The sequence below is a fragment of the Mesorhizobium loti genome (assembly GCF_003148495.1).
GTDB classification, from domain to species: domain Bacteria; phylum Pseudomonadota; class Alphaproteobacteria; order Rhizobiales; family Rhizobiaceae; genus Mesorhizobium; species Mesorhizobium loti.
This window is the reverse complement of the sequence record NZ_QGGH01000005.1, coordinates 115916-140971: the sequence shown is the minus strand read 5'-3', so window position 1 is coordinate 140971 and position 25056 is coordinate 115916. Positions and strand designations below refer to the sequence as shown.

At 63.9% G+C, this 25056-nt stretch carries 25 protein-coding genes; 10 read left to right on the top strand and 15 right to left on the bottom strand.

Annotated elements, in window-relative coordinates:
- Window positions 1-13 precede the first annotated feature (13 nt).
- From C8D77_RS20430 to C8D77_RS20390, 9 genes are all read left to right on the top strand, one after another.
- The gene (locus tag C8D77_RS20430; RefSeq protein WP_109667074.1) at window positions 14-1024 is read left to right on the top strand and encodes a C-terminal binding protein; all 1011 of its coding nucleotides are present in this window, start codon (window positions 14-16) and stop codon (window positions 1022-1024) included.
- Entirely contained in the window at window positions 1021-1737 is a 717-nt protein-coding gene (locus tag C8D77_RS20425; protein WP_109667072.1) for an E3 binding domain-containing protein, read from the top strand. Before C8D77_RS20430 ends, C8D77_RS20425 begins: the two co-directional genes overlap by 4 nt.
- Window positions 1738-1819: 82 nt before the next feature.
- The gene (locus tag C8D77_RS20420; RefSeq protein ID WP_109667070.1) at window positions 1820-2590 is read left to right on the top strand and encodes a GntR family transcriptional regulator; all 771 of its coding nucleotides are present in this window, start codon (window positions 1820-1822) and stop codon (window positions 2588-2590) included.
- A 311-nt stretch (window positions 2591-2901) separates the two neighbouring features.
- The gene (locus C8D77_RS20415) at window positions 2902-3966 is read left to right on the top strand and encodes a sugar ABC transporter substrate-binding protein (protein ID WP_109667067.1); all 1065 of its coding nucleotides are present in this window, start codon (window positions 2902-2904) and stop codon (window positions 3964-3966) included.
- A gap of 167 nt (window positions 3967-4133) precedes the next feature.
- Window positions 4134-5201, top strand: coding sequence for a sugar ABC transporter substrate-binding protein (locus tag C8D77_RS20410; protein WP_109667065.1), 1068 nt, complete (start codon window positions 4134-4136; stop codon window positions 5199-5201).
- 68 nt (window positions 5202-5269) lie between these two features.
- The gene (locus tag C8D77_RS20405) at window positions 5270-6772 is read left to right on the top strand and encodes a sugar ABC transporter ATP-binding protein (protein ID WP_245951838.1); all 1503 of its coding nucleotides are present in this window, start codon (window positions 5270-5272) and stop codon (window positions 6770-6772) included.
- Window positions 6773-6829: 57 nt separating this feature from the next.
- The gene (locus C8D77_RS20400; protein ID WP_245488972.1) at window positions 6830-7807 is read left to right on the top strand and encodes an ABC transporter permease; all 978 of its coding nucleotides are present in this window, start codon (window positions 6830-6832) and stop codon (window positions 7805-7807) included.
- The gene (locus C8D77_RS20395) at window positions 7804-8772 is read left to right on the top strand and encodes an ABC transporter permease (RefSeq protein WP_109667059.1); all 969 of its coding nucleotides are present in this window, start codon (window positions 7804-7806) and stop codon (window positions 8770-8772) included. The genes C8D77_RS20400 and C8D77_RS20395 overlap by 4 nt, the downstream gene beginning before the upstream one ends.
- Before the next feature lie 2 nt (window positions 8773-8774).
- Complete coding sequence (locus C8D77_RS20390) at window positions 8775-9656, top strand: SMP-30/gluconolactonase/LRE family protein (protein ID WP_109667057.1); 882 nt, start codon at window positions 8775-8777, stop codon at window positions 9654-9656.
- A 1-nt stretch (window position 9657) separates the two neighbouring features.
- On the opposite strand, the gene C8D77_RS20385 is transcribed toward C8D77_RS20390, so the two are convergent.
- The 14 genes from C8D77_RS20385 to C8D77_RS20320 form a co-directional block, all read right to left on the bottom strand.
- Window positions 9658-10350, bottom strand: a complete 693-nt coding sequence (locus tag C8D77_RS20385; RefSeq protein ID WP_109667055.1) for an amino acid ABC transporter permease — start codon at window positions 10348-10350, stop codon at window positions 9658-9660.
- On the bottom strand, window positions 10347-11012 hold the full coding sequence (locus tag C8D77_RS20380; protein WP_109667053.1) for an amino acid ABC transporter permease: 666 nt from the start codon (window positions 11010-11012) through the stop codon (window positions 10347-10349). The genes C8D77_RS20385 and C8D77_RS20380 overlap by 4 nt, the downstream gene beginning before the upstream one ends.
- Before the next feature lie 66 nt (window positions 11013-11078).
- Window positions 11079-11888: a transporter substrate-binding domain-containing protein gene (locus C8D77_RS20375; RefSeq protein WP_109667051.1), complete on the bottom strand. Its 810-nt coding sequence runs from the start codon at window positions 11886-11888 to the stop codon at window positions 11079-11081.
- 460 nt (window positions 11889-12348) lie between these two features.
- Window positions 12349-12564: a hypothetical protein gene (locus tag C8D77_RS20370; RefSeq protein WP_109667049.1), complete on the bottom strand. Its 216-nt coding sequence runs from the start codon at window positions 12562-12564 to the stop codon at window positions 12349-12351.
- The gene (locus tag C8D77_RS20365; protein ID WP_109667047.1) at window positions 12561-13316 is read right to left on the bottom strand and encodes a COG4280 domain-containing protein; all 756 of its coding nucleotides are present in this window, start codon (window positions 13314-13316) and stop codon (window positions 12561-12563) included. The genes C8D77_RS20370 and C8D77_RS20365 overlap by 4 nt, the downstream gene beginning before the upstream one ends.
- Window positions 13317-13525: 209 nt before the next feature.
- Window positions 13526-14155 (bottom strand): phosphonate metabolism protein/1,5-bisphosphokinase (PRPP-forming) PhnN, encoded by a 630-nt coding sequence (gene phnN / locus C8D77_RS20360; RefSeq protein WP_164757789.1) that lies wholly within the window; start codon window positions 14153-14155, stop codon window positions 13526-13528.
- Window positions 14152-15291: an alpha-D-ribose 1-methylphosphonate 5-triphosphate diphosphatase gene (locus tag C8D77_RS20355; protein WP_109667043.1), complete on the bottom strand. Its 1140-nt coding sequence runs from the start codon at window positions 15289-15291 to the stop codon at window positions 14152-14154. The genes phnN and C8D77_RS20355 overlap by 4 nt, the downstream gene beginning before the upstream one ends.
- A 47-nt stretch (window positions 15292-15338) precedes the next feature.
- On the bottom strand, window positions 15339-16046 hold the full coding sequence (locus C8D77_RS20350) for a DUF1045 domain-containing protein (protein WP_109667041.1): 708 nt from the start codon (window positions 16044-16046) through the stop codon (window positions 15339-15341).
- Between the two features lie 153 nt (window positions 16047-16199).
- Window positions 16200-17012: a 5-deoxy-glucuronate isomerase gene (gene iolB, locus C8D77_RS20345; RefSeq protein WP_109667038.1), complete on the bottom strand. Its 813-nt coding sequence runs from the start codon at window positions 17010-17012 to the stop codon at window positions 16200-16202.
- A gap of 5 nt (window positions 17013-17017) precedes the next feature.
- Window positions 17018-17236 (bottom strand): hypothetical protein, encoded by a 219-nt coding sequence (locus tag C8D77_RS20340; RefSeq protein ID WP_109667036.1) that lies wholly within the window; start codon window positions 17234-17236, stop codon window positions 17018-17020.
- Between the two features lie 61 nt (window positions 17237-17297).
- Window positions 17298-18215: a myo-inosose-2 dehydratase gene (iolE, locus tag C8D77_RS20335; RefSeq protein WP_109667035.1), complete on the bottom strand. Its 918-nt coding sequence runs from the start codon at window positions 18213-18215 to the stop codon at window positions 17298-17300.
- Window positions 18216-18332: 117 nt separating this feature from the next.
- Window positions 18333-20183, bottom strand: a complete 1851-nt coding sequence (gene iolD / locus C8D77_RS20330) for a 3D-(3,5/4)-trihydroxycyclohexane-1,2-dione acylhydrolase (decyclizing) (RefSeq protein WP_109667033.1) — start codon at window positions 20181-20183, stop codon at window positions 18333-18335.
- 35 nt (window positions 20184-20218) lie between these two features.
- Complete coding sequence (locus C8D77_RS20325; RefSeq protein WP_109667031.1) at window positions 20219-22153, bottom strand: bifunctional 5-dehydro-2-deoxygluconokinase/5-dehydro-2-deoxyphosphogluconate aldolase; 1935 nt, start codon at window positions 22151-22153, stop codon at window positions 20219-20221.
- A 173-nt stretch (window positions 22154-22326) separates the two neighbouring features.
- A complete protein-coding gene (locus C8D77_RS20320) occupies window positions 22327-23055 on the bottom strand; it encodes an SDR family oxidoreductase (protein WP_109667029.1) in 729 nt (242 codons plus the stop codon).
- A gap of 159 nt (window positions 23056-23214) precedes the next feature.
- On the opposite strand from C8D77_RS20320, the gene C8D77_RS20315 reads away from it, so the two are divergent.
- Window positions 23215-24084: an AraC family transcriptional regulator gene (locus C8D77_RS20315; RefSeq protein WP_342770046.1), complete on the top strand. Its 870-nt coding sequence runs from the start codon at window positions 23215-23217 to the stop codon at window positions 24082-24084.
- Here the strand turns inward: C8D77_RS20315 and C8D77_RS20310 are convergent.
- Window positions 24081-24926 carry a MurR/RpiR family transcriptional regulator gene (locus C8D77_RS20310; protein WP_170136788.1) on the bottom strand — a complete coding sequence of 282 codons (846 nt, stop codon included), beginning with the start codon at window positions 24924-24926 and terminating at the stop codon, window positions 24081-24083. The two genes, C8D77_RS20315 and C8D77_RS20310, sit on opposite strands and share 4 nt — an antisense overlap.
- Window positions 24927-25056 lie beyond the last annotated feature (130 nt).

Here is a 25056-nt window from a genome sequence, read left to right as displayed (position 1 = left end):
CCGAAGGGCAAGCATGAAGATCCTGTGCGCCAATTGGCAAGCCGCCGACGAGGCCGAACTCGAGCGCGAGCACTATCCTGACATCGAGCTCATCCTCGCCCGGTCGACCAACGACAAGGCCGCCAGTCTCGATCCGGCTGTCTGCGAGACGGTCGATGCCGTCATCAACTATTCGCCCACCCACAATGTCGCCGCCGCTCCGACCGCTTTCCCAAAGGCGAGGATCGCGGTGCGCTCCGGCGTCGGCTTCGACAACATCGACACGGCAGGCTGGGGCGCACGCGGGATTCCCGCCTGCAATGTGCCGGACTACGGCACAACGGAAGTCGCCGACCACGCCATCGGCCTGATGCTGGCGCTGACGCGCGGCACCTCGGCCTATGGCACGGAGCTTGCCGGCCATGGCACCGAGGGCTGGCATTTCTCCAAAGCGCCGCTGGTGCGCCGGCACAAGGGCGCCATTTTCGGCATTGTCGGGCTTGGCCGCATCGGGCTGGCCACAGCCCGCCGCGCCGCCGCCTTCGACATGAAGGTGGTGTTCTACGATCCGCACCTTCTGTCCGGCGTCGACCTGTCGACCGGCTACGAGCGGGTCCATTCGCTGGCCGAACTGATGGCGCGGGCGGATGTGGTCAGCGTCCACACCCCGTTGAGCGAGGAAACCCGCAAGCTGCTTGGCGCGGCCGCCTTCACCGCCGCCAAGCCCGGCCTTGTCCTCATCAACACCGCGCGCGGCCCGATCGTCGATCTCGATGCACTGGAAGCCGCGATGCGCAAGGGCACGGTCATCGGAGCTGGACTGGACGTGCTGCAGAACGAACCTGGCGATCTCGATCATCCGCTTCTGGCCGCCTGGCGTACCCGCGAGCCGTGGATTGCCAATCGGCTGATCGTCACGCCGCACGCGGCCTTCTACAGCCCCGCCTCGATGCGCGACCTCAGGCTGAAATCGATCGAGGTCGTGCACGCCTATCTCGCCGAGGGCCGGCTCACCAACTGCGTCAATTCAGAGTATCTCAAATGAACATGGCGGTGGCGCAGACACCGCGGCTGGCTGTTTCGCCCTATGCACGCCGCCTGGCGCGCGAACGCGCTCTTCCGCTTGAAACCCTTCGTGGCAGCGGTCCCGGCGGGCGCATCCTGGCCGCCGACGTGCTGGGTTTCGTTCCGGCCGCCGCGCCCGTGAATCTGCCTGACATCGTCGCCCCTTCCGTTGCTGCTCCCCGCATTGCCGCCTTTACGGCGTCGGTTGCACTGACCGCGCTGCGAGACCTGCTGGCCGCGCTGGAGAGCACAGGGAGGGCGTTCGACTTTGACGACGTGCTGTTGCGCGCGGTGGGTCGTGTATGCGGTGAGATCCCGGATGCCGCCAAGGCCAGCGACACTTCGGTGGCGATGGAACTGGCAGGCCGGCAAGCGGTGTTTGCGACCGTCCCCGAGATGCCCCTGACGTCGCTGCACGCGACGCGGCTTGCAGGCCTGGCCGACAGTCGCGACGACGCGGAAATGCCGGCGCTGCTGTCCATCCGCCTGCTGCCGGCGAGCGACATCCGGCCGCTGATGCTGCCGCTGTTGCCGGGCCGCGCCATGCGCCTGGCTGTCTCGGTCAGCACCGCAGGCGACCATGCCGAATGCCTGCTCATCACGGATGCGGCAAGCGTTGACGAGGTTACCGCCGCGGCGTGGCTCACCGCCCTGAAATCGGCGATCGAACATCCGCTCCGCCTCTTGGTCTGATGTTGCCGATCGTCGTCGGCATCGCCTAGCCTCCGGGCAAGGAAGCTATTATAAAAGCTTCGACACAGGCGCGACGAGGCTCATGGATAACTCCGTTCCCACCATCGACAGTCTTCCCCGGCGCACGCTCGGCCGCTCGAACGGGCCGCTGTATCGCCAGCTAGCCGACATACTGCGCGAGCCGATCGGCAACGGCACCTTCCCCGTCGGCGGCGAACTGCCGAAGGAAGCGACCATTGCCGAGCACTTTGGTGTTAGCCTGATCACGGTGCGGCAAGCGTTGCGAGACCTCGAGGCCGACGGGCTGATCAGAAAACGGTCGGCGAAGCCGGCTGTGGTCACGGCGCGCAATCCGTCGGTCAATCTGAGCTGGAAATTCAAGAATTTCGCCGACATGGCGGCGTTCACCAAGGACGCGCAACTGACGGTGAAATCCTATCGCAAGGAGGTTTCCCCCGTGCTCCAGCGCCATTTCGGCATGGCCAAGGACGAGGCGGGTTACTGCCTTCGCGGCATCCTGTCGGTGGGCGAGCAGAAGAAGGCGCAGATCACCAGCTATTTCCCGCCTTCCGTAGGAGCGAAGCTGAAGCGCGACGATTTTTCCGACGTGCTGATCTTTCGTTCGGTGCAACGGCATCTCGGCCTTCGGCTGGACGTCGCGCATGTCACGGTCCGCGCCGAGATCGCCGACGAGGCCATCGCGGAAGACCTCGGCGTCGCGCTGGGCAGTGCGGTCCTGAGTGTGGAGATGCTCTATCAGTCTGCCGACCAGCAGAGCATCGAGTTCACCATAGCCCGTCATCCGGCCGATCTCTTCAGCATCAGCTACGACGCGCCGAACGACCTGGCCTGAACCCGTCCGGCGGGCCCGATCGGCGCGATTGTCCACGCGGATTTCCGTATCGCGCCCATGGACAGTTTTATAAAATTATAATAGCATCATAGCTAGGATGAAGGCCGCGCCGAGAACCACGATCGAACGTGGATGCGCGACCACATCCGCTGCCGAGCATTTGCCTGGGGCATGTCGCCCAAATGTGCGCAGCGGTTCCGGGGTAACGGCATGCACGAAACAAAGTCTGTCCATAAGGGGGCGTGCCTCGAAGGCACTTGACTAGGCGGCGGCGTTCGCGCGGCCGACAACAAACATGGGAGGAGCAAATCATGAAAGCAGGCGCATTTTTCGCCGGCCTTGCGGTGATCGCGACGACGTTGCTGTCGATCGATGCCGTGCCGGCCAACGCACAGGACAAGAAGCCCTACACCATCTATCTCTCCAACAATTTCGTCGGCAATGACTGGCGCCAGCAGATGCTGCGCAGCGCCGACATCGCGGTCAAGAAACCGCCGCTCGCCGGCCGCGTCGATCTCAAGGTCGAAGTGGTCGAGACCACGGTCCAGGCGCAGATCAATTCCCTCAACAACATCATCCGCAACAAGCCCGACGCCATCATCATCGATGCGGGCTCGGGCGAAGCGCTCAACCCGACGATCCAGAAGGCTTGCGATGCAGGCATTCTGATTATCGCCTTCGACCAGATCGTCAGCGCGCCCTGCGCCTACACGATGGAGTCCGACTGGGGCCGAGCACCGCGCGTGGAGGCCGAATGGCTGGTCAAGAAACTCGGCGGCAAGGGCAAGATCCTCGTCGATCGCGGGCTTGCCGGCGCTCCGATCTCTGCCCAGCTGCAGGGTGGTTTCGAGGAAGTCATCAAGAAATACCCGGGCATTGAAGTGGTCGGCTATTTCAACGGCGACTATGCGCTGGGACCGGAACAGGCCGGCGTCGCCAGCCTGCTGGCGGCCCACCCGCAGGTCGACGCCATCTTCGTCCAGGGCTACGGCGCCGGAGCGATCAAGGCGCTGCAGGATGCCGGCCGTCCGATCGTTCCGATCACCGGCAGTCCCTTCAACCTGACGACGACGACCTGCGCCCAGACGCAAGGCGCCCAGTGTATCCTGGCGCCCAACCCGGCCTATCTGTCGGCCGAGGCCCTGAAGCTGGCGGTCGAGATCCTCGACGGCAAGAAGCCGGCCGAGAAGAAGATCCTGCTGCGCAATGCCTTCCTCACCACCGATCCGATCGCGTCGGAATTGTTCCCCGATGCGGCCATGCAGAAGATCGAGGTCGGCAAGAACGCCTTTCCGGACATGGCGCCCGGCCTATTTCTTCCGGTCAGCCCGGACTGGGTTGAAATCACCCCGGCCGAGGCCGCCGGCGCGAAATGAGCGGCGTCTGCCAATCGGCGGCGAAATGGTCGCCTCGAAGCGCCCCCAATGCGCCTTGGCTTAAATTGACAAGGCGTTTTGGTACCGGTATCAATTTGCATGCAGCACCCACCAAGATGGCGAAGTCCGTCGCTGGCTGATGCAGGAAACACGAAGGAGGAGAGACCATGAAACTGAAGACAGTTTGCATAGGAGTGGCAGCGCTTGCCATGTCTGCAATCGCCATCAGCACGGCGCCGAGCCGCTCCGAGGACAAGAAGCCCTACACCATCTACCTCTCGAACAATTTCGTCGGCAATGACTGGCGCCAGCAGATGGAGCGCGTCGCCACCGTTTCGGTCAACAAGGGACCGCTGAAGGGCCGCGTCGACCTCAAGATCGAGAATGTCGAGAACACCGTTCAGGCGCAAATCAACTCGCTGAACAACATCATCCGCCAGAAGCCGGACGCCATCCTCGTCGATGCCGGTTCGGATTCGGCCTTGAATCCGACCATCAAGAAGGCCTGCGACGCCGGCATTGTCGTCATCAGCTTCGACCAGGTGGTGACCGAGCCTTGCGCCTATGCCGTCGCTTCCGACTGGGACCGTATCCCCTCCGTCATGGCCGAGTGGATGGCCACGCAGCTTGGCGGCAAGGGCAACATCATCCTCGATCGCGGCCTTGCCGGTGCGCCGATCTCGGCACAATTGCAGCAGGGCTATGAGAAGGTGCTGGCCAAATATCCCGACATCAAGGTGGTCGGCTATTACAACGGCAACTATGCGCTCGGGCCGGAACAGTCCGGCGTCGCCGCGCTGCTTGCCGCCAACCCGAAGATCGACGGCATCATGACGCAAGGCTACGGCTCGGGCGCCATCCAGGCGCTGAAGGATGCCGGCCGTCCGATCGTCCCGGTCGTCGGCTTCTCATACAATGTAGCCGCCTTGACCTGCGCGCAGACGCAAGGCGCCAAGTGCATCCTCGGCTCGAATCCGGCCTATCTCTCTTCGGAAGCCATCAAGCTGGCGGTCGACATTCTCGACACCGGCAAGAAGCCGGCTGAACGCTCGATTTCGGTCAAGGGCGACTTCGTCACCACCGATCCGTTCGAGTCGAAGCTCTATCCGGGCACCAAGATGATCAAGATCGCGGTCGGCGAGAATGCCTTCCCCGACCAGGCGCCCGGCCTGACGCTGCCGATCACGCCCGATTGGGTCGAGATCACCGCTGCGGAAGCTGCCGGCAGCAAGTAACATTCCGTGACCACGACCCTGTCTCCCGGCATCGCAAGATGTCGGGAGAGCTTTTCGAAGGCGCATTCATGGACCTCGTCACCGTCAAAGGCCTGTCCAAACGCTACGGCGGCATCGTCGCGCTGAGCGAGGCGACATTCAGTGCCCGCGCCGGCGAGGTACACGCGCTGCTCGGCGAGAATGGCGCGGGAAAGAGCACCTTCATCCAGATCCTATCCGGTGCTGTGCGGCATGACGGCGGCTCGATCCTGGTCGATGGCCAGGACTATCGCCCGGCCAATCCGGATGCTGCCCAGGCGCGCGGCATCGCCGCCGTCTTCCAGGAACTGTCGCTGATCCCTGATCTGAGCGTCGAGCAGAACATCTGGTTTCGCCACGAACCAAGGACGCTCCTGAGCACCGTCAATCGCGCAGAGATGCGCCGCAAGACGCTGGCGCTTCTCGACAAGTACAAGTTCCCGGCGCTGCGCCCCGAGCAGGAGTTGCGCCGGCTGACATTGGCCGAACGGCAGATCGTCGAGATCGCCAAGGGGTTGGCCAAGGATCCGCGCATCCTGATTCTCGATGAGGCGACCTCGGCGCTGCCCGCGCGCGAGGCCGAATGGCTGCTGAAACTCACCCGGCAACTGGCCGCCGAGGGCAGGCTGGTCATCTTCATCTCGCACCGCATGGCCGAGGTGCGCGCCATCGCCGACCGGCTGACCATCTTCCGCAATGGCAGCACCATCGCCGTGCATGAGGCCAATGCCGTGTCCGACAACGAGATCGTCACCCAGATGATCGGCAGGCATCTCGACCGGCTCTATCCCGAACGCATTGCCACCGCGACCGATCGCATTGCGCTGAAGGTCAAGGGCTTTTCCAGCGGCAGCCGGCTCTCCGGCGTCGATTTTGCGCTGCGCGAGGGCGAGGTGCTCGGCGTCGGCGGGCTGCAAGGCCACGGCCAGCGCGAACTGTTCCAGTCGCTGTTCGGCGCCAGCAAGGCGAGCGGCACCGTCGAACTGTGGGGCAAGCCGGTTTCGATCGGCAATCCGCGCCAGGCGCTGACCGGCAAGGACGGCATCGCGCTGGTGCCCGAGGACCGGCGCGGGCAGGGCCTGCTTTTGACCAAGAGCGTGCGCGAGAACCTGACCTTGTCGGTCATCAAGCGCTTCACCGAAAACGGCTTGCTGAGCCGGCAAAGGGAAGCTGCCCTGGTCAAGGAGATGGTCGATTTCCTGCGCATCAAGGCCGGCACGCCGGAGCAGCTTGCCGGCACGCTGTCCGGCGGCAACCAGCAGAAGGTGATCTTCGGCAAGATGCTGCTCACGCAAGCGCGCGTGCTGCTGCTCTACGACCCGACGCGCGGCGTCGATGTCGGCACCAAGGGGGAAATCTTCCAGCTGATGCGGGATCTCGCGGCCAAGGGCTATGCGATCCTGTTCCATTCGAGCGACATGCCGGAACTCGTCCATGTCGCCGACCGCGTGCTGGTGATGCGCAACGGCGGTATCGCCGCCACTCTGGAGGGTGACCGTATCTCGGAAGCAAGCATTTTGCGCGCCGCCATGCTTGAAAGCGAGGCGGCCTGAGGCATGGTGATGTCAGTCGCAGAGAGACCTGTTGAGATGGCGCAAAGGCCAGTCGAAATGAAACCCGCCAGGCCCGGCATCGATTGGCGCGGCCGCGCGCTCGACCGCGCGCCGTTCCTGGTCGCCTGCCTGATGCTGGCCTTGATCGTTGCCATCTATGGCAGCCTGCAGTCCGGTGTCTTCTCGCTGGACGAGATCAACCTCGACACGGCGGCGGCGATGACGCTGATGCTGGCGGCAACCGGCCAGACCATCGTGCTGGTGCGCGGCGGCATCGACCTGTCGATCGGCGGCATGATTAGCCTCGGCACGGTGATCGCGGCAACGCGCTTCACCGACGACCCGTCGACCGTCGCGTTGTGGACCCTGGCCATTCTGGCCCTCGGCTTCCTGATCGGCGCGCTCAACGGCCTGCTGATCTCACTGCTGAAACTGCAGCCCTTCCTGGTCACGCTCGCCACCTGGTCGATCCTCAACGGCGTCGCCATGATCATCCTGCCGACCGATGGCGGCAGCGTTCCCGGCTGGTGGGTCGGCTTCGGTTATGCCCAGCTGTTCGGCCTGACCAGCCCGGTCTGGATGCTGCTGGCACTTTTGCTGTTCTGGTGGTGGTTCCGGGCGACGCGCGTCGGCGTCACCATCCAGGCGACGGGCTCCAACGAAAAGTCGGCCTTCCTGTCGGGCGTCTCGATCACCCGGGTCAATGTCATCACCTACGGTCTCTCAGGCCTGTTCGCGGCGGGTGCGGCGCTCTACCTGACGACACAGACCGGCGCCGGCTCCCCGACCATCGGCAAGGACTACATCCTGCCTTCGGTGGCGGCGGCGGTCATCGGCGGTGTCAGCCTGTTCGGCGGCCGCGGGCATCTGGCCGGCACCCTGATCGGCGCCTTCGTGCTGACCCTCATCGGCAATCTGGTCTTCGTCCTGCATGTGTCGAGCTACTGGCAGCCGGTTGCTTCTGGCGTCATCCTTCTGCTCTCGGTGCTGGCGAGTTCCGTCGCCGAAAAGGCCGCAAGGAACCGTGTCCAATGAGCGCCTTCCTCGCCCGCAACCGGCTCATCGTGCTCGCCTATGCCGGCATGGTCGTGCTGCTCCTGGTCACGGCTTTGTTCTCGCCGGGCTTCCTGTCGGTCTCCAACATGCGCTCCACCGTCGTGCTGGCGGCCTTCGTCGGCATCGTCGCGCTCGGCCAGACCTTCGTCATCATCGGCGGCGGCATCGACCTGTCGGTGCCCTGGGTGCTCAATTCGGCGGCCATCGTCATGGCGCTGCTATGCGGCGGCCAGGACGTGCCACTGGTCTGGGTCATGCCGTTGCTGCTTGCCGGCGGCGCCTTTATCGGCCTGATCAACGGCGTCGGGGTTGCCCAGTTCGGCGTACCGCCGATCATCATGACGCTGGCTACCAACGTCATCCTGCAAGGGTTGATCCTGGTGCTGACCGGCGGTTCGCCGACCCCTTCGGCGCCGGCCCTGATCCAGTTCCTGTCGGTCGGGCGCATTGGCGGTTTCCCGGTGATCGCGCTGATCTGGCTGGCTCTGACCCTGGTGGCGACGTTGCTGCTTTCCAAGGCGGCGTTCGGCCGCCATCTCTATGCGCTGGGCACCAGCGCCACCGTGGCCGAATTCTCCGGCGTGCCGACGGCGCGCACCACCATCCTGACCTATGTCATCTCGGGCCTCACCGCCGCCTTTGCCGGCATGCTTTTGACCGGCTATTCCGGCCAGGCCTATCTCGGCATGGGCGACGCCTATCTGTTCACCTCGATCGCGGCGGTCGCCATCGGCGGCGCCTCGATCCTCGGCGGCAGCGGCCACTATCTCGGCACCGTCGCCGGCGCCATGGTGCTGACAATCCTCACCGGACTGCTGCCGGCGCTCAACCTGTCGAGCGGCGCACTGCTCATCGTCTACGGCGCGGTGATCCTGCTCACCGTGTCGATCGGCAGCGAGACCTTCGCCGGCCTCGGCGGCAGGCTGCGCAGAAGAGAGGGCTGACCATGGTCGAAATTTCTTGCGTCGTCGATGCCGGAGCCGAGCTTGGCGAAGGCACGCTTTGGGACCCCAAGGCCGGTGTGCTCTGGTGGATAGACATCTGGAAGAAGCTGATCCACCGCTACGATCCGTCGACCGGCAAGGACGATGTGTTCGAGACGCCGGAATATCTCGGCTGCCTCGGCCTGCGCGAGAAGGGCGGCCTGGTCCTGACGATGACTAATGGCTTCCATTTCTTCGATCCGGCGACCGGCACGTTCGAAGCGATCGTCGACCCGGAAGCGCATATGCCAAAGACCCGCTTCAACGACGGCAAGCCTGACCGCCAGGGCCGGTTCTGGTCGGGCACCATGTTCGAGGTGCCGGGCCAGCCGATCGAATTCATCGGCGCGCTCTACCGGCTCGATCCCGACCTTTCGGTACACAAGATGATCGACGGCATCGGCTGCTCCAACGGGCTGGCCTGGAGCCCGGATTCAAAGGTCATGTATTTCTCCGACAGCCATGCCGGCGCGGTCTGGGCCTATGATTTCGACCCCGCCACGGGCGACATCGAAAACCGCCGCACCTTCATCGACATGACGGTGACCGGCGGTCTCGCCGACGGCGCCACCGTCGATGCCGAGGGTTGCTACTGGGTGACCATCCCGGTGACCAGCAAGGTCTGCCGCTACGATCCCGATGGCCGGCTGATGCAGACCGTGCTGTTGCCGACCGACCTGCCGACCTGCTGCGAATTCGGTGGCAAGGATCTAGACATCCTCTATGTCACCTCGGCCGTGCTCCGGCGTCCGGCCAGCCACTTTGTCGACCAGAAGAATCCGGGCGGATTGTTTGCGCTCGACGTCGGCGTCAAGGGCTTGACCCTGCCGGCGTTCAGGGGATGAGCTAGACAGCCGACATCACCAGCGGCGCTTCGACCTTGCGCGTCATTCCGGTGGCGAAACGACGCTCGAGATAACCGGCATAGAGCGACAGCGGCCAGCACAGAGCGAAGTAGATCAGCGACACCGTGCCGAACACCATGACCGGCTGAAAGGTCACCGTGTTGACCTGTGTGGCGGCGCGCGCGAGCTCGGTCAGACCGATCAGCGAGGCGATCGACGTCGTCTTGACGATCTGTACCATGAAGCCGACGGTCGGCGGCAGCATCAGCCGCACCGCCTGTGGGATGATCACCAGCCGCAGCGTTCGCGTGAAGCGGAAACCGAGCGCGGTCGCGGCTTCCCACTGCCCCTTCGGGATCGCTTCGATGGCGCCGCGAAAAATCTCGCCGAAGAAGGCGCCGCCATTGAGCGAGAAGGTCACTGCCGCCGCCACCCACGGGTCCGGCCGGTAGCCGAGGAACGAAGAACCGTAATAGGCCATGAACAGCTGGATCAGGATCGGCGTGCCCATGAAGAACTGGATGTAGCCGGCGGCCAGCCAGCGCAGCGGCCGCGCCGGCGCCACCCGGATCGCCGCCACCAACAGGCCGATCAGGCCGCCGCCGGCAAAGGCGATCAGCGCCAGCAGGATCGTCCAGCGCGTCGCAAGCAGCAGGAACATCAATTCGTTGGGGCCGAAATCGCGCAGGCTCATTGCTTCCACCTGAATATGAGCTTGCCGAAGCCGGCGAAGAGCAGGCTGGCGGCCTGTACCAGCACGAAATAGATGACCGCGATGATGATGTAGACCTCGAAGCTGCGGAAGGTCTGCATGACGAGGTTGTTGGCGACCGCCGTCAGCTCCTCGGCCGCAATGGCGCCTACGATCGAGGTGCCCATGATCTGCAGGATGAACTGCGCCGACAGCGACGGGTAGACCGCGCGCGCCGCCGGCACCAGGATGACATGGCGGATGATGCGGTAGCGGCTGAGACCGAGCGACTTGGCCGCCTCGATCTGCCCTTCGGGAATGGATTCAATGCCGGCGCGCAGGATCTCGGTAGCGTAAGCACCGAGATGGATCGAGAGCGCAACGGCGGCCGCCGTGTTGCTCGACAGTTTGAAGCCGAACAGCGGCAGCGAGAAGAAGACGAAATAGAGCTGGATCAAGAGCGGCGTGTTGCGGATCAGCTCGACATACCAGGCGATCGGCCACGACAGAAAACGCGGACCGAAGCTGCGGCCGACGGCGCCAAGGATGCCGATGGCGGTGCCGAACAGGATCGACAGCGCAGCCAGCTGGATGCTCTTCGTCAGACCGCGCAGCAGCAGGTCGAGATGGATGAGGATCGGGCCGAATTGCAAGGCGGTTTGCATGGGCATCCCGTCACGAGGTCAAGAGAGCGGGGCCGGCCTGGCCCCACCCGATAATGGATGCGTTGATCAGAACACCGGCAGCGTCGGCAGCGGCTGGTTGCGGTACTTCATCGACAGTGCATCCAGCGTGCCGTCGGTCTTCATGGCGAACAGCCAGGTGTTGACCCATTGGCGCAGATTGTCGTTGCCCTTGGCGACGCCGATGCCGAAGTAGAAGGTCTTGAGCACGTATTTCTGCTCGAAGGCATCGCCGTTCTGCGCCTTCTTCAGATAGATCTCGCCATAGTCGCCGCCGCCCATGGCGTCGATCTGGCCCGACACCATGGCTTGCAGCAGCGACGAATAATCATCGAAGCGCAGGATTTCGATGCCCGGATTGGCTTCGGCAGCTTTGGTCAACAATCCGTCCTCGCCGGTGCCGCGTGTCAGCCCGACCTTCTTGCCGACGAGGTCGGCAACGCCCTTGATAGCGGTGCTCTTCGGAGCGATCACCACAGCCGACTGTCCGGCATAAGGGATCGAATAGTCGATCTGGATGGCGCGCGCCGGCGTGATCGAGAAGATCGAGATCACGGCATCGACCTGCTTGGTCAGCAGCGCCGGAATGCGGCCGGGCGAGGTGACGGTGATGAATTCGACCGGCACGCCGAGCGCTTCGCCCATCTTGTTGGCAACTTCGATGTCGAAGCCAGTCGGCTTCAGGTTGGCGTCAAGAAAGCCGTAGGGCGGCGTTGTGGTGTCGATGGCGACGACCAGCTTGCCGCGCGAGATGATCTCGTCGACCGTCTGCGCTGAAGCAATCGACGGCTTGAGCGCCGACAGCGCCAGCACAATGCCGGCCAGCAAGGCACCGGCCCCTCTCAGGAAAGTCCGCATGTTTTCCTCCCATGCATTTTTGGGCGCCTTTTGTCGGCATCGCTCGTGCGGGGCGCAGACCGCACGACGACGTAAAATGGGGTCGAAATTTCGCTCGCTGACGTCCCTTGCAAACCGGGGTAGAGCGCTCCTCCACGACTTATAATGGTATGCTATTATAATATGTAAAGCCTGTCCATGAGCGCACTACCCAGTTCCGTCAACCATGACTGGTACCGGTACCATAATTTTTCATTTTATGGGTGCCGTCAAGTCGCTACGGGGATTGGATCGGAGCTTGGCGCTGTCGATGTGATCGAGGAAGGATTCGATGTGGTGTGACGGGTGCGGCGACGGACAGCAGGCTCATGCGTCTCAGTCTGGGGCGGTTCAGCGGCGCATTGTTGCCTCTACGGTGGCCGGCAGCACCATGCGGTCCCCGCCGGAGCCTATCCGGCATCGAACCGCATGCCCGCCGCCGTTACCGATTGGTCGCGCGTGCCGCGCGGCGAACGCTTTGCAACAGGATGGCGAGGCAGCCCGCCAACAGCAGGCCGCCGCCAAGCAGTGGCGGGAGCGCCAGTAGCTTTACCGCCGCCGTCACTCCAGCAATGACGACCAGAGCCAGTAAGGCCAGGTTGCCGTCGTCGACAAACATGCCAATGAGTTCGTTCAGAACCAGACGGATGACGTTCATCTGGCGAGTCCTCCAGTGAGGGTGGGGTAGGTGCTGCGCAGCCAGCGCACCATGGCCAACGAGGCCAGCGCGACGGTGGCGAAAATGGCAAGCAAAGCGAGATCGGCGCCTGGCCAGTCGGCGCCGATGCCTTCGCCGGTCCAGAAGATGCCGAAGCTGGTCAGCATCAGCCCGACCACGAATTTGAGCGCATTCTCCGGTACGCGCGCCAGCGGCCGGTGGACAGCCAGGCCGATAAGCATCACCAGGACGAAAGCCGCCAGCGCGCCTAGGCTGGCGTAAAGCGTCTGCCCGTGAGCCGCGCCGACGGCAATGATGATGAACACCACCTCGACGCCCTCGAGCAGCACCGCCTTGAACGACGCCAGCCCGGCGAGGTAGTCGGCTCGGCGGTCGTTGGCCTGCTGGTGCAAGGCTGCGGTTTCCTTGGAAAAGGCTGCCCCCTCGTCATGCAGGGCGATGACGCCGACGCTGCGCAGGATGGCTTTTCGCAGCCAGCGCATGCCGAACAGGATCAGCAGGACGCCAACCACGAACTGCAGCGTGGCTATGGGTACGAGTGCCAGCAGCGGGCCGAACGCCAGCACCAGGGCCGCCAGCACCGCCAGCGCCAGTGCGGCGCCGGTCAGTGCCGGGCGCCAGCCGCGCGTGACCCCCACAGCGAGCACGATGGTGAAGGCTTCGACGACCTCGACGAAGGAGGCGAGAAATGCCGCGGTGATCGTCGAAAGGATAGGTGTCAGACTATGCATCAAGGCTTCCTGTATTGCTTCATTCTACCATGATCTTTTTGAACCGCGGTCCAGGATCACCATGCCGTCAGCACCACACAGCGCTCCGCTGGCAGCGAAAAAGCAAGCGAAGCACCAACGGACGGAGTCGAGCCGCACGCGCTGCGGCTCGAGATCGACCGCCAGCCACCAGCATCGGCCCTGGAAGGCGCTCGACAAGCGCTGGAAGCCTAGATCAGACCCGACATGTCGGAAAATGCCATCGCCTTGCGCAGCACCTCGGCAAAACGCTCGCCCGCGGCTTCGCGCGGGCCACTGTTGTCGATCGAAGTGACACCAGGGCCGGACAGGCTCATATTGGCGCTGCGCGCCAGTCGCGCCAGCACTTCGCCACGTGACTCGCGGCCGCGCATTGCCAGCCGCTCCGCCAGCACGTCCGGCGAGGCTGTGATCTCGACGATGGCCAGGTTGGCATAGCGTTCGCGCAAGGAGGGGATGATCGCGCGCGACACATTGGCGACAGCAACACGGCCATTGGCGACAGACCAGTCGACATCGGCCGGGATGCCATAACGCAAGCCGTGCGCTTCCCAGGAGATGGCGAAGGCGCCATCGGCTTCGGCTTCGATGAAGGCGGCGTCGGCCAGCGTGTCGTGATCCTCGCTGGCGGCATCGCTCGGCCGCGTGATGACGCGGCGGACAAACTCCAGCCTTGTCTCGTCGGCAAAATGGTTGCGGGCGTAGCCGATCACCGTGTCCTTGCCGGCGCCACTCGGTCCAACCACGGCGACGAAAACGCCATCGCGGATCGGAAACGTCTCGGCGGACAATTCTCGCTCGATCAGCGCCGACACCATCATGCGACCCGGCGTCCCTGCCGCCAGACGGTGCGTACGACCGGAACATGGTCGTCGACGCGCACGCGCACCAGATCGGCGCGGCGGCCCTGCTCGATGACGCCGCGGTCGGTCAGGCCAACTGCATCGGCCGGGTTCTTCGAGACCATGGCGACAGCCTGTGGCAGGGAAATGCCTTCGACGACATCGCCGAGGAAGAACGCCGACTGGATCAGGCTGAAGGGAATGTAGTCGGACGACAGGATGTCGAGCAGGCCGTCGCTGGCCAGCGTGCGGGCCGAGACGTTGCCCGAATGCGAGGCGCCGCGCATGACGTTGGGCGCACCCATCAGCACGCCGAGCCCAGCTTCTTTCGAGGCCCTGGCGGCTTCTTCCGTGGTCGGGAACTCGGCGACGCGCACGCCCTGCTCGATCGCCTCGCCGACATGGCCAATGGTGGCGTCGTCATGGCTGGCCAGCACGATGCCGCGCTCATGGCAGGCGGCGGCGATGTGGACACGGTTCGGCCCCGAATTCACGGCCGATTCCCCCATCCGCTTTTCGCAGAACAGCTTGAAGTCACGGTCGGTCAGCTTCAGTTTGCGCTGGTAGTAATAGGCATAGGTTTCGAGATTGACGAACTGGCGCTGGCCCGGCGCATGGTCCATCAGCGATGCCAGCTTGACCCGTTCGTCGCCATCGAAATTGGCGAAAGCCCTGAGGCAGTCCGGTGCCGAAACCTCGCAGCGCAGATGGATGAAATGGTCTGCGCGCAGACGGTCCTGCTGGACGCTGTCCTCGATGGCATCGGCCAGCTTGCGGATGTCTGTCGACGTCAGGTCGGCGTCTTCGTCCATGCCGACACGCAAGGCGTCGAGCACGGTGGTGATGCCGGCGGTCGCCACCTGCGCGTCATGGGCGAGCACGGCGGCGATCGGGTTCCAGCGCACCTTGGGCCGCGGCGCGTAGTGGCCTTCGAGGTGGTCCGTATGGAGTTCGACCAACCCGGGAATGATGTAATCGCCGCCCATGTCCTCGCCGCTGCGGCTGGAGCCGGCTTCGATGCCGGCGATAAACCCATCGCGCAGCACCAGCGAACCCTCGACGATCTCGTCGGCAAGCACGATGCGGGCGTTGTGGAGAACAGTTTCGGCGGTCATTTCAGGCAGTCCTTGGTTGTTCCGGCTGGGGTTGTTCCGGCAGGGTGTCAGGCAGTTTTTCTGGCGGAACGGCGCCCGAGTGCGTGATGCGAGAGCACCATGAACGGTGCGCCCGGTTCGGTTTCGACAAACAATGTCAGCGCATCCACCAGCACCGGCTTTCGCAGAATGTCCGCGAACAGACTTTCGATTGCTGCGCGCAAACGAGGGCTTTCCTGTGACGCTGCCCGGCCGGACAGCGTCATGTGGAAGCGAAAGGTTTCGAAGACATAGGGATAGCCCCATTGGCAGAGATTGCGGAACTCGGCTGGCTTCAGCGAATCCGGGCTGCGCCGCTCGATTTCCGCCTCGGTCAACGGCGCGCGAAACCGGTCGAAGCCAAGCACCACGTCATCGGCGAAGCGGTTGAGCGCCGGCAGTGGTCCTTCCGGCACCAGTGCGAAGAAGCTGTCGATCTGGCTGACGACCAGGCGCGGGATGGTCACCACCGGCGTCGCCTCGGCAAAATGGTCGAGTGCGGCGCGCAGCGAGGCTTCGGTCTCGTTGGCAGCCAGGCGGAAAGGGGCTTTCAGCGTCGCGTGAAAGCCATAACGGCGCGCCGAAGCGGTGTGGAAGGCGACTTCCGCCGCCGACAGGTCGGCCACCGCCTCGACCGGCCTTGTCGCGGCGCCAAACGGGTCGCGGCCGAGCCAGTTGGCGGCGATCCGCGCCAACGGTTCGTCCTGCCGGGGGGTGAAATAGATGGCGTAGCGCATCGGTAGTCCTCGTCAGTCCCGCTGCCATAGGTGATTTCCATGACGGATTGACGAAGCTTTGAAGGGTTTTCGAAGGCAAATCGACCTTGTGGGTCCTTAGCCGACGATTTTTTCTAGCTGGACCAATAGCTTCACCTGGGAAGGTATGATCGGTCAGGCCTTCATCAACCATTCATGCTCGGGCGCGTTGTGGAATTTCCACGTCCGTTTCGGCCCGGCCATCACGTTGAGGTAATAGAGGTCATAGCCGTGGCAGGCGGCACAGGGGTGATAGCCCCTGGGCACCAGCACGACATCGCCGTCCTCGATCGCCATCGCCTCATCCAGTGCACGATGGCCATTCTTGTCGGCGTCGGTGTAGACGCGCTGGAAGGCAAAGCCCTGCGGCGGGTTGAGGCGGTGATAGTAGGTTTCCTCGAGATAGGATTCGGCGGGCAGATTGTCCTGGTCGTGCTTATGCGGCGGATAGCTCGACGTGTGGCCGCCGGGCGTGATGACCTCGACCACCAGCAGTGAATCGGCCGGCTTGCCCTCCGGCAGGATGTTGGTGACGTAGCGCGTGTTGGTGCCTTTGCCGCGCACCTCCTGGCCAAGATCGTCCGGTGCGATCACCCGCACCGGCAGACCGCCGCCAAGGCCCGGCGCCGTGCAGACCGCCAGTTCCAGTTCGGTACCTGCGGTCACCGACCAGTCCGAGCCTTGCGGAACATAGACCGACCAGGGCTTGCCCTCGAAGGGCGACATGCGCTCGCCGAGCAGGCCGAGATCCTTGCCGCCGGCTGACGCCTTGCCCTTGCCGGTGACGAACACCAGGCAGACTTCGCGATCCTCCGTTTTTCCGGAGGCGCTCTCGCCGGGCTTCAGCCGATGCAGGTCGAAACCGACATAGGTCCAACCCGCGATTTGCGGCGTCACATGGGCGACGCGGCCATGGCCCTTGTTGGCTTTGACGAGCAGCTTCGACATCCCAGTCACTCCTTCGGTTCGGGCTCGGCCGCTGCCTTGCTCTCGTCGGCCGGCTTGTAGAGATAGAAGAACTGCCAGACGGCGTAGCCGGCGAAGCCGAGCGCGATCACGCCCCAGAACGGCGTGCCGGTGGCGAACTCGATGATCGACCAGATGACGCAGACCGCGACGACGGCGACACGCCGCCACAAAGGCCGGAAGAAGGGGTGCTCGTAATCTTTCATCGGGCCAATCTACAGCAATCGGCTTCGCCGGGAACCCATCGCATCAGGCATTGAGGAAGCCCTAGGCATTGGGAAAGCCCTGCGTCTCGACCGTGTAGCCGGCGGCGGTCATGACGCGCATCAATTCCTTATAGCCGACCTCTGCCATCCTGAGCGGCGGGTTCTTCTTCGGGTCCTGCTCGGCCTCGACCACGAACCAGCCCTCATAGCCATGGTCCGCGAACCGCTGCACGATGGCGCCGAAATCCAGCGAGCCGTCGCCCGGCACGGTGAAGGCGCCCAGCGCCACGGCGTCGAGGAAGGACTGCTTCGTGCGGTCGAGCTTGTCGATCACGCTCATGCGCACGTCCTTCACATGCACATGGCTGATGCGAGTGTGATGGTTGTCGATGGCGCGCAGAACGTCGCCGCCGGCGAATGCCAGATGTCCGGCATCGAGCAGCAGCGGAATGCCGGCGCCGGAATAGCGCATGAAGGCATCGAGTTCCGGCTCGGTCTCGACCACGGCCGCCATGTGGTGGTGATAGGAAAGCGGCATGCCCTGTTCGGCGCACCATTCGCCAAACGCGGTGAGGCGCTTCGCATAGGCCTTGATCTCGTCGTCCGAAAGCTTCGGCTTGGTAGCGAGCGGCTTCGAGCGGTCGCCCTGGATCGAGCGGCCGACCTCGCCATAGACGATGCAAGGCGCGTTCACGGCCTTGAACAGGTCGATCATCGGCTGGATGCGATCCTTGTTGTCGGCCATCTCCCCATCGACCAGCGTGCCGGAGAACCAGCCACCGCACAGCGTCACGTCGGCTGCCTTCAGGATCGGCAGCATGACATCGGGATCATTGGGAAAGCGCCGGCCCATCTCCATGCCGGTGAAACCGGCCGAGCGCGACTGGCGCAAACATTCTTCCAGCGACACGTCATCGCTGAGTTCCGCAAGATCGTCGTTCCACCACGCAATGGGGGACATGCCCAGTTTGGCTTTCAAGTCGTCGCTCCGGTCCTAAAACAGTTCATTTCTTGCCCGTTGGCGCCGCCCCCCATCTGCCTGCCGGCATCTTCTCCCCTATAGAGGCGGGGAGAAGGAGGAGCTTCAGCGCCTATATCACTCGCCAATGGTCTGCATCTGCCGCTTTTCGTCATAGGCCTTGCGCGCCGCGTTGACCTGCGGCCGTGCCGACACTTCCGGCACCGCCACATCCCACCAGTGGCCTCCGGCATCGGTGGAAACCAGCGGGTCGGTGTCGATGACCAGCACCGTGGTGCGTGTATTCTTTTTGGCTTGTGCCAGCGCATTTTCCAGCCCGGCAATCGACGGCACTTTCTCGGCAATCGCGCCCATGCTCGCCGCATGCGCGGCAAAGTCGATGTCGGGCAGTACCTCGTGGCGCGAGTCCTTCAGCAGATTGTTGAAGTTGGCGCCGCCGGTCGCCATCTGCAGCCGGTTGATGCAACCGTAGCCGCGGTTGTCGAGCAGCACGATGGTCAGCTTCAGGCCGAGCATCACCGAGGTGGCGATCTCGGAATTCAGCATCAGGTAGGAGCCGTCGCCGATCATCACGACGACCTCCTCGTTTGGCTTGGCCATCTTGGCGCCGAGCCCGCCGGCAATCTCGTAGCCCATGGTCGAGAAGCCGTATTCGGCGTGGTAGGAGCCGGGCGCGCCAGCCTGCCAGAGCTTGTGCAGTTCGCCCGGCAGGCCGCCTGCGGCATGCAGCAGCGTCACCCCAGAGCCCATCGCGCGCTGCACGGCGCCGATCACTTGCGCGTCGGACGGATAGGCGGCATTGGTCGACGCCGTCACCTTGGCCGCCTCAACCTGCCAGGCCTTCTTGCCTGTGACCGCATTGGCGGTCCAGGTGGAAGGTGCCTTCCAGCCCTTCAGCGCAGCACCGAGTTCAGCCAAACCCTCGGCCGCATCAGCGACCAGCGGCAGAGCGCGGTGCTTGCCGGCGTCGAAGGGCTGCACGTTGAGCCCGATGATGGTCTTGCCGGAATTCTTGAACAGCGCCCACGAGCCGGTCGTGAAATCCTGCAGGCGCGTGCCGATGGCCAGCACGACATCGGCTTCTTCCGCCAGCCGGTTGGCGGCAGAAGTGCCGGTGACGCCGACCGCCGCCATATTGAGCGGATGATCGTCCGGCAGCGAGGATTTGCCGCCTTGCGTCTCGCAGACCGGAATGCCTGCGCCCTCGGCGAATTTCGCCAGTTCGTCCGACGCTTGTGAATAGAGGACACCGCCGCCGGCGATCACCAGCGGCTTTTTCGCCCCCTTGAGCGCGGCGACCGCGGCGGCAAGCTCATAGCGGTCCGGGCGCGGCCGGCGCTGGTGCCAGACCCGCTCGGCAAAGAAGCTCTCGGGATAGTCATAGGCCTCGGCCTGGACATCCTGGCAAAGTGACAGCGTCACCGGTCCGCAACCGGCCGGATCGGTCAGCACCTGCATCGCGCGGCTGAGCGCTGGAATAATCTGCTCCGGCCGGGTGATGCGGTCGAAATAGCGCGACACCGGACGGAAACAGTCATTGACCGTCGCCGTGCCGTCGGAAAAGTCCTCGGCCTGCTGCAACACCGGATCGGGAATACGGTTGGCGAAGACATCGCCGGGCAGAAACAGGACGGGCAACCGGTTTACATGAGCGAGTGCCGCCGCCGTCACCATGTTGAGCGCGCCGGGACCGATCGAAGAGGTCGCGGCCATGAAGCGGCGGCGGAAATTGGCCTTGGCATAGGCGATCGCCGCATGCGCCATCGCCTGTTCATTGTGGGCGCGGAAGGTCGGCAATTCGTCGCGCACCTGATAAAGCGCCTCGCCGATGCCGGCGACATTGCCGTGACCGAAGATTGCCCAGACGCCGCCGAAGATCGGGATTTTATTGCCGTCGATCTCGGTCATTTGCCTGCTGAGAAAGCGGGTCAGCGCCTGCGCCATCGTCAGGCGAATTGTCTTGCTCATGGTGTTTTCCTCCGCAGTCTATATGCCCAGCCTTCTTATGCCGCCTTGCGGCCGCGCGCGGCAAGCCACGCTTCGGTCAGCTGTTCGAAGCGCTGCGCCATGTCGGCGATGGCCTCGTCATCCGACATCTTGCCAGCCAGCCATTGTTCTGCCGCATGGACGAAGATGGTGCGGCCGACGGCAAAGCCTTTGACGATGGGTGCCTTGGCGGTGGCGGCGAAAGCGGCTTCCAGTTCGTCCTGCGGCGCCTCCAGGCCAAGCAGCACGACGCCCCGGCACCACGGATCGTGCTTCAGGATGACGGCTTCGATCTTCGCCCAGGCACCGGCCGACGCCTGCGGTTCGAGCTTCCACCAGTCCGGCTTGATACCGAGCGCATAGAGCTCTTCCAGCGCGCGCGGGATCGTCGTGTCGTCGAGCTTGCCATGCTTGCCGGCGATGATCTCGATGAGAAGTTCTCTGCCTACTTTCCGCGCGCCTTCGAACAGCGCGCGCAGCTTCTGCTGCTGCTCTTCCTTCAGCGCCGCCGGATCGTCGGGATGGTAGAAGCACAGGCACTTGATGCAGTGATCGACCGGCCATTCGGTGAGCTGCGAGCCGATGTCCTGCGAGAATTCGAAGCGCAGCGGCCGCGAGCCCGGCAATTCGACCGGCCGACCCAGCCAGGCGAAGGAATGCCTAGCGAATTCGAACATCGCCTTGCGGCCATGCTTCTCGTCGATCAGCATGCCGTAGCCGTCGCGTCCGGCGGCGACCTTCGCCGCGGCCTTGACCGCCAGCACCTTGAAATCGTGGATGCGTGCGGGATCGGCACCAGCCTTTGCCGCCACATCCTCGAGCTGCACGCGGTGATCGCAGGCGAGCGCCATCAGCGAGGGAATGTCGCGCCGGCGCGTCGTTGCCCAATGGATGTGGTTGATCGCCTCGTCCTTGCGCAGCGCCAGATGCTTGCTGCCGTTCTTGAGGAAGAACTGCAGCTCTTCGAAGGTCGGATATTCCGGCGCGCAGAGCAGCCGCGACACGGCGAAGGCACCACAGGCATTGGCCCATGTCGCCGCCGTCGCGTGGTCTTCGCCACCCAGCCAGCCGCGCAGGAAGCCGGACATGAAGGCGTCGCCGGCGCCTAGCACATTGTAGATCTCGATCGGAAACCCTTTGCCGACGACGCCGTCCTCGAGATCGTCGCTGATCGGTCCGTCATAGACGATGCAGCCCATGGCGCCGCGCTTCAGAACAATGGTCGCGGACGACAGCGAGCGGATCGTCTTCAGCGCGCTCAGGCAGTCGTCAGCGCCCGACGCGATCATGATCTCTTCCTCGGTGCCGACGATCAGGTCGCAATCGGGCAGCACCGTCTTCAGCTGGGCCGAGACCCGGTCCGATTTCACGTAGCGCTCGAAACCTTCGGCGTGGCCGGCGAGGCCCCATAGATTGGGCCGGTAATCGATGTCGAACACCACCTTGCCGCCCTTGGCTTTCATGATGCGGATCGCCTTGCGCTGCGCGGCATCACTGTTGGGGCGGGAAAAATGCGTGCCGGTGACGACGATCGAGCGGGCCGAGGCGATGAAGGCCTCGTCGATGTCTTCCGGCGCCAGCGCCATGTCGGCGCAGTCCGAGCGGTAGAAGATCATCGGCGATACGCCTTCGTCCTCGACCGACAGCAGCACCAAAGCGGTCAGCCGCTCCTTGTCGGTCTTCAGCCCGTCGACATTGACGCCTTCACGCCTCAGCTGCTCGCGGATGAAGCGCCCCATCTGCTCGTCGCCGACGCGGGTGAGCAGCGCCGAGCGCAAGCCGAGCCTGGCCGTCCCGACCGAAATGTTGGCCGGGCAGCCGCCGACCGATTTGGCGAAGGAGGTGATATCCTCCAGCCGCGAGCCGATCTGCTGGCCATAAAGGTCGACGGAAGCCCGACCGATGGTGATGACGTCGAGCGGCGCCTGTTTCGCGTCCACGGCTTCGCTCATTGGAACCTCCCGTCGGCCTTGTTGTCTTGGGGTACACGCGCGAGCGGCAGCGTGGCGCCGGGAATATGAAATAATAATTCCAATCCATAGTCAATATGGAATGAGCATTCCTTCTGTGAAAAGTACCACCAGGTGTCGCGTGCAGGAAGAGGCTTTGGCGGGTCTGGCTCCGTTCACCACGGAAGCGGGCCATCGTCGCTGAAGTACCCGGCGTTCGGACCATCGGCATCCAGGGTCGCCAGGTGTATGACGATCTCGGCCGCTTGCTGCACGGTGCGGTGGCCATTAAATCCATTCAGGTCGGTGGCGGTATATCCGGGCGCCGCTGCATTGATCTTGATGCCCTGCGGCGCAAGCTCGCGGGCGAACGCGACGGTGATGGCATTCAGGGCGGTCTTGGAGCTGCCGTAACCCATCAAATTGACCGACTGGTTCGGCGTGCCGGAATCGAGCGCGCGCCCGATGGATCCCGTGGAACTGCTCACCATCACGATGCGGGCGGTTGGCGCTGCAAGCAGCAGCGGCAGGAAGGCCTGGGTCACGCGAATCGGTCCGAAGACATTGACGTCATAGGTGGCCCTGACATCGGCAAGATGCTGCTGGCTCGGCGGCAGCTCGTAGTTGATGGCGATGCCGGCATTGTTCACCAGCACGTCGAGGCAAGGGCTCTCCGCCCCGACAGTCCTGGCTGCAGCCGCCACGCTTTCGTCCTGTGTAACATCCAGCCCAAGCCACTCAACATCCAGACCTTCCGCGCGCAATTCCTGCGCTGCCGTCATGCCACGCTCGGCATTCCTGGCCCCAAGCCACACCTTGAAGCCCATCGTCGCCAGACGCCGGGCGATTTCGTGGCCGATGCCCTTGTTGGCGCCCGTCACCACAGCGGTTTTCGATCTCGTCATTTGGGTTCTCCATCTCTCCATGTCGAAGACCCAGAGATGGCGCCCCGTGGGAAACGCCGCGCGCCGAAAACTCTCCAGCTCTTGCCTAATTCTCTCATATGGATTGCGTGACGCACCTGGATGCGCGATGCTTAGGTCATGAGCGAGGCACTGCAGGAGTTGATCGATATTGCCGGCCGCCATGCGCGCGGGCGACGAACGGCAACGGCGATCCCCCGCGTTTCGATAGGCCGCAGCGAAGTCGCCACGGCACCAATGGCGGGGGTATGGGGGTCGGGGGTGCTGTTTGTGCTGCAGGGCGCGAAAACGGTTCTGATCGGAGACCGGACCCTTCGATACGATCCCGCCAGCTATTTCATCTACACTGTCGACACACCCACCATCAGCCAGTTGGTCGCGGCGAGCGCCAAACATCCTTACCTGGCGATCGGCTTCACTCTCGACCTGCAGGCCGTCGCCGCCCTCCTTGTCGAGCACGAGCCCGCGCTCGGCGGCGACAGTTTCTCCACCTCGCCCGTCAACGAAGAGCTGCTCGACGCATTGCGTCGCATCATGCGGCTGCTCGACCGGCCAGGGGAGATTCCTGTGCTGGCGGCCATGCTCGAACGCGAGATGCTGTTTCGGTTGCTGCAAGGCCCCCAGGGCGGAAAGCTTCGCCAGCTTGCGCGTGCCGATGGCCATCTGTCCCGGATTGGCCAGGCCATCGCCTGGATCCGCACACATTGCCATCAGCCGGTCCGGGTCACCGATCTGGCCGAAATCGCCCATATGAGCAACGCTGCATTCTACCGCCACTTCAAGGCGGCGACGGCGATGAGCCCGATCCAGTATCAGAAACAGATCCGGCTGCTGGAGGCCCGCCATTTGCTGCTTGCCCAGCCAGGCAATGTTGCAAGCGTCGCCTTCGCCGTCGGCTACGAGAGCGCTTCCCAGTTCAGCCGGGAGTATGCCCGTCAGTTCGGGTCGCCGCCCGCGCGCGACGCAGCGCGGCTTTCGGCGGCAGGCGAGGTGGCCGTAGAGGTCATCTAGACCTTGCGCTTGCGACCCGTGTCGCGTCGCTTCTCGCCGACGCCGACGGTCAGCGCCATGGCCAGCGCCATCGTCGCCGACAGTGAACGGAAGCCGGCGAAATCCGCTTCGGCCACCTCGAACCAGACCTTGGCGAACTGGGCGAGCGGCGAAAACGAGCTGTCGGTGATGGCGACGATCGGCACGCCCTGTTCCGAAATGCTGCGCGCTTCCTCGATGGTGGCGGGCGCATAGGGCGAGAAGGAGATGGCGATGACGGCATCCGCCGCCGTGGCGAAGCCGATCATCTCGGCGTTCAGGCCGGCCGCCGATTCGATCAGCTGGTTGCGGATCTTCAGCTTGCCCAGCGCATAGGCGATGTATGACGCCACCGGATAGGAGCGGCGCTTAGCCAGCACATAAATGGTCTCGGCCTTTGCCAGCAGCGAAATCGCGTCTTCCAAATGCGCATCGTCCAGCGTGCGCGAGATATCGTTGAGCGAGGTGCTGGCGGCGGCGACGAAGCCGTCGAAGATGGCACGATGACCGGCGCCGCCCTCGGCCTTGGTGCGCAGCGCCTGCAGCCGTTCGTCATAGGACGAGTTGCGCTCGCGCAGCCGCTCGCGAAACACCTGCTGCAGGCTGGTGAAGCCGTCGAAGCCAAGCTGCTGGGCAAAGCGGATCAAGGTCGATGGCTGCACGCCGGCCGAAGCGGCGATGCTGGCGGCGGTGCCGAAGGCGATATCGTCGGGATTGTCGAGCGCATAGGCGGCGATCTGGGCAATGCGCTTCGGCAGGCTTTCGCGCCGATCGAGGATCGTTGCGCGCAGCGTCTCGAAGTCGCGAGGTACCCGTTCGTCCATCGTCGGCCCGTCCAAGCTCATCGGTGAAAGCGTCCTCTCTGCCCCATCATAGCGAGCCTGCGCAAGAACGCCATAAAAAATGAGGCAGACATTCCATTCCAAGGAAAAATGGACTAATTCATCCATCTGA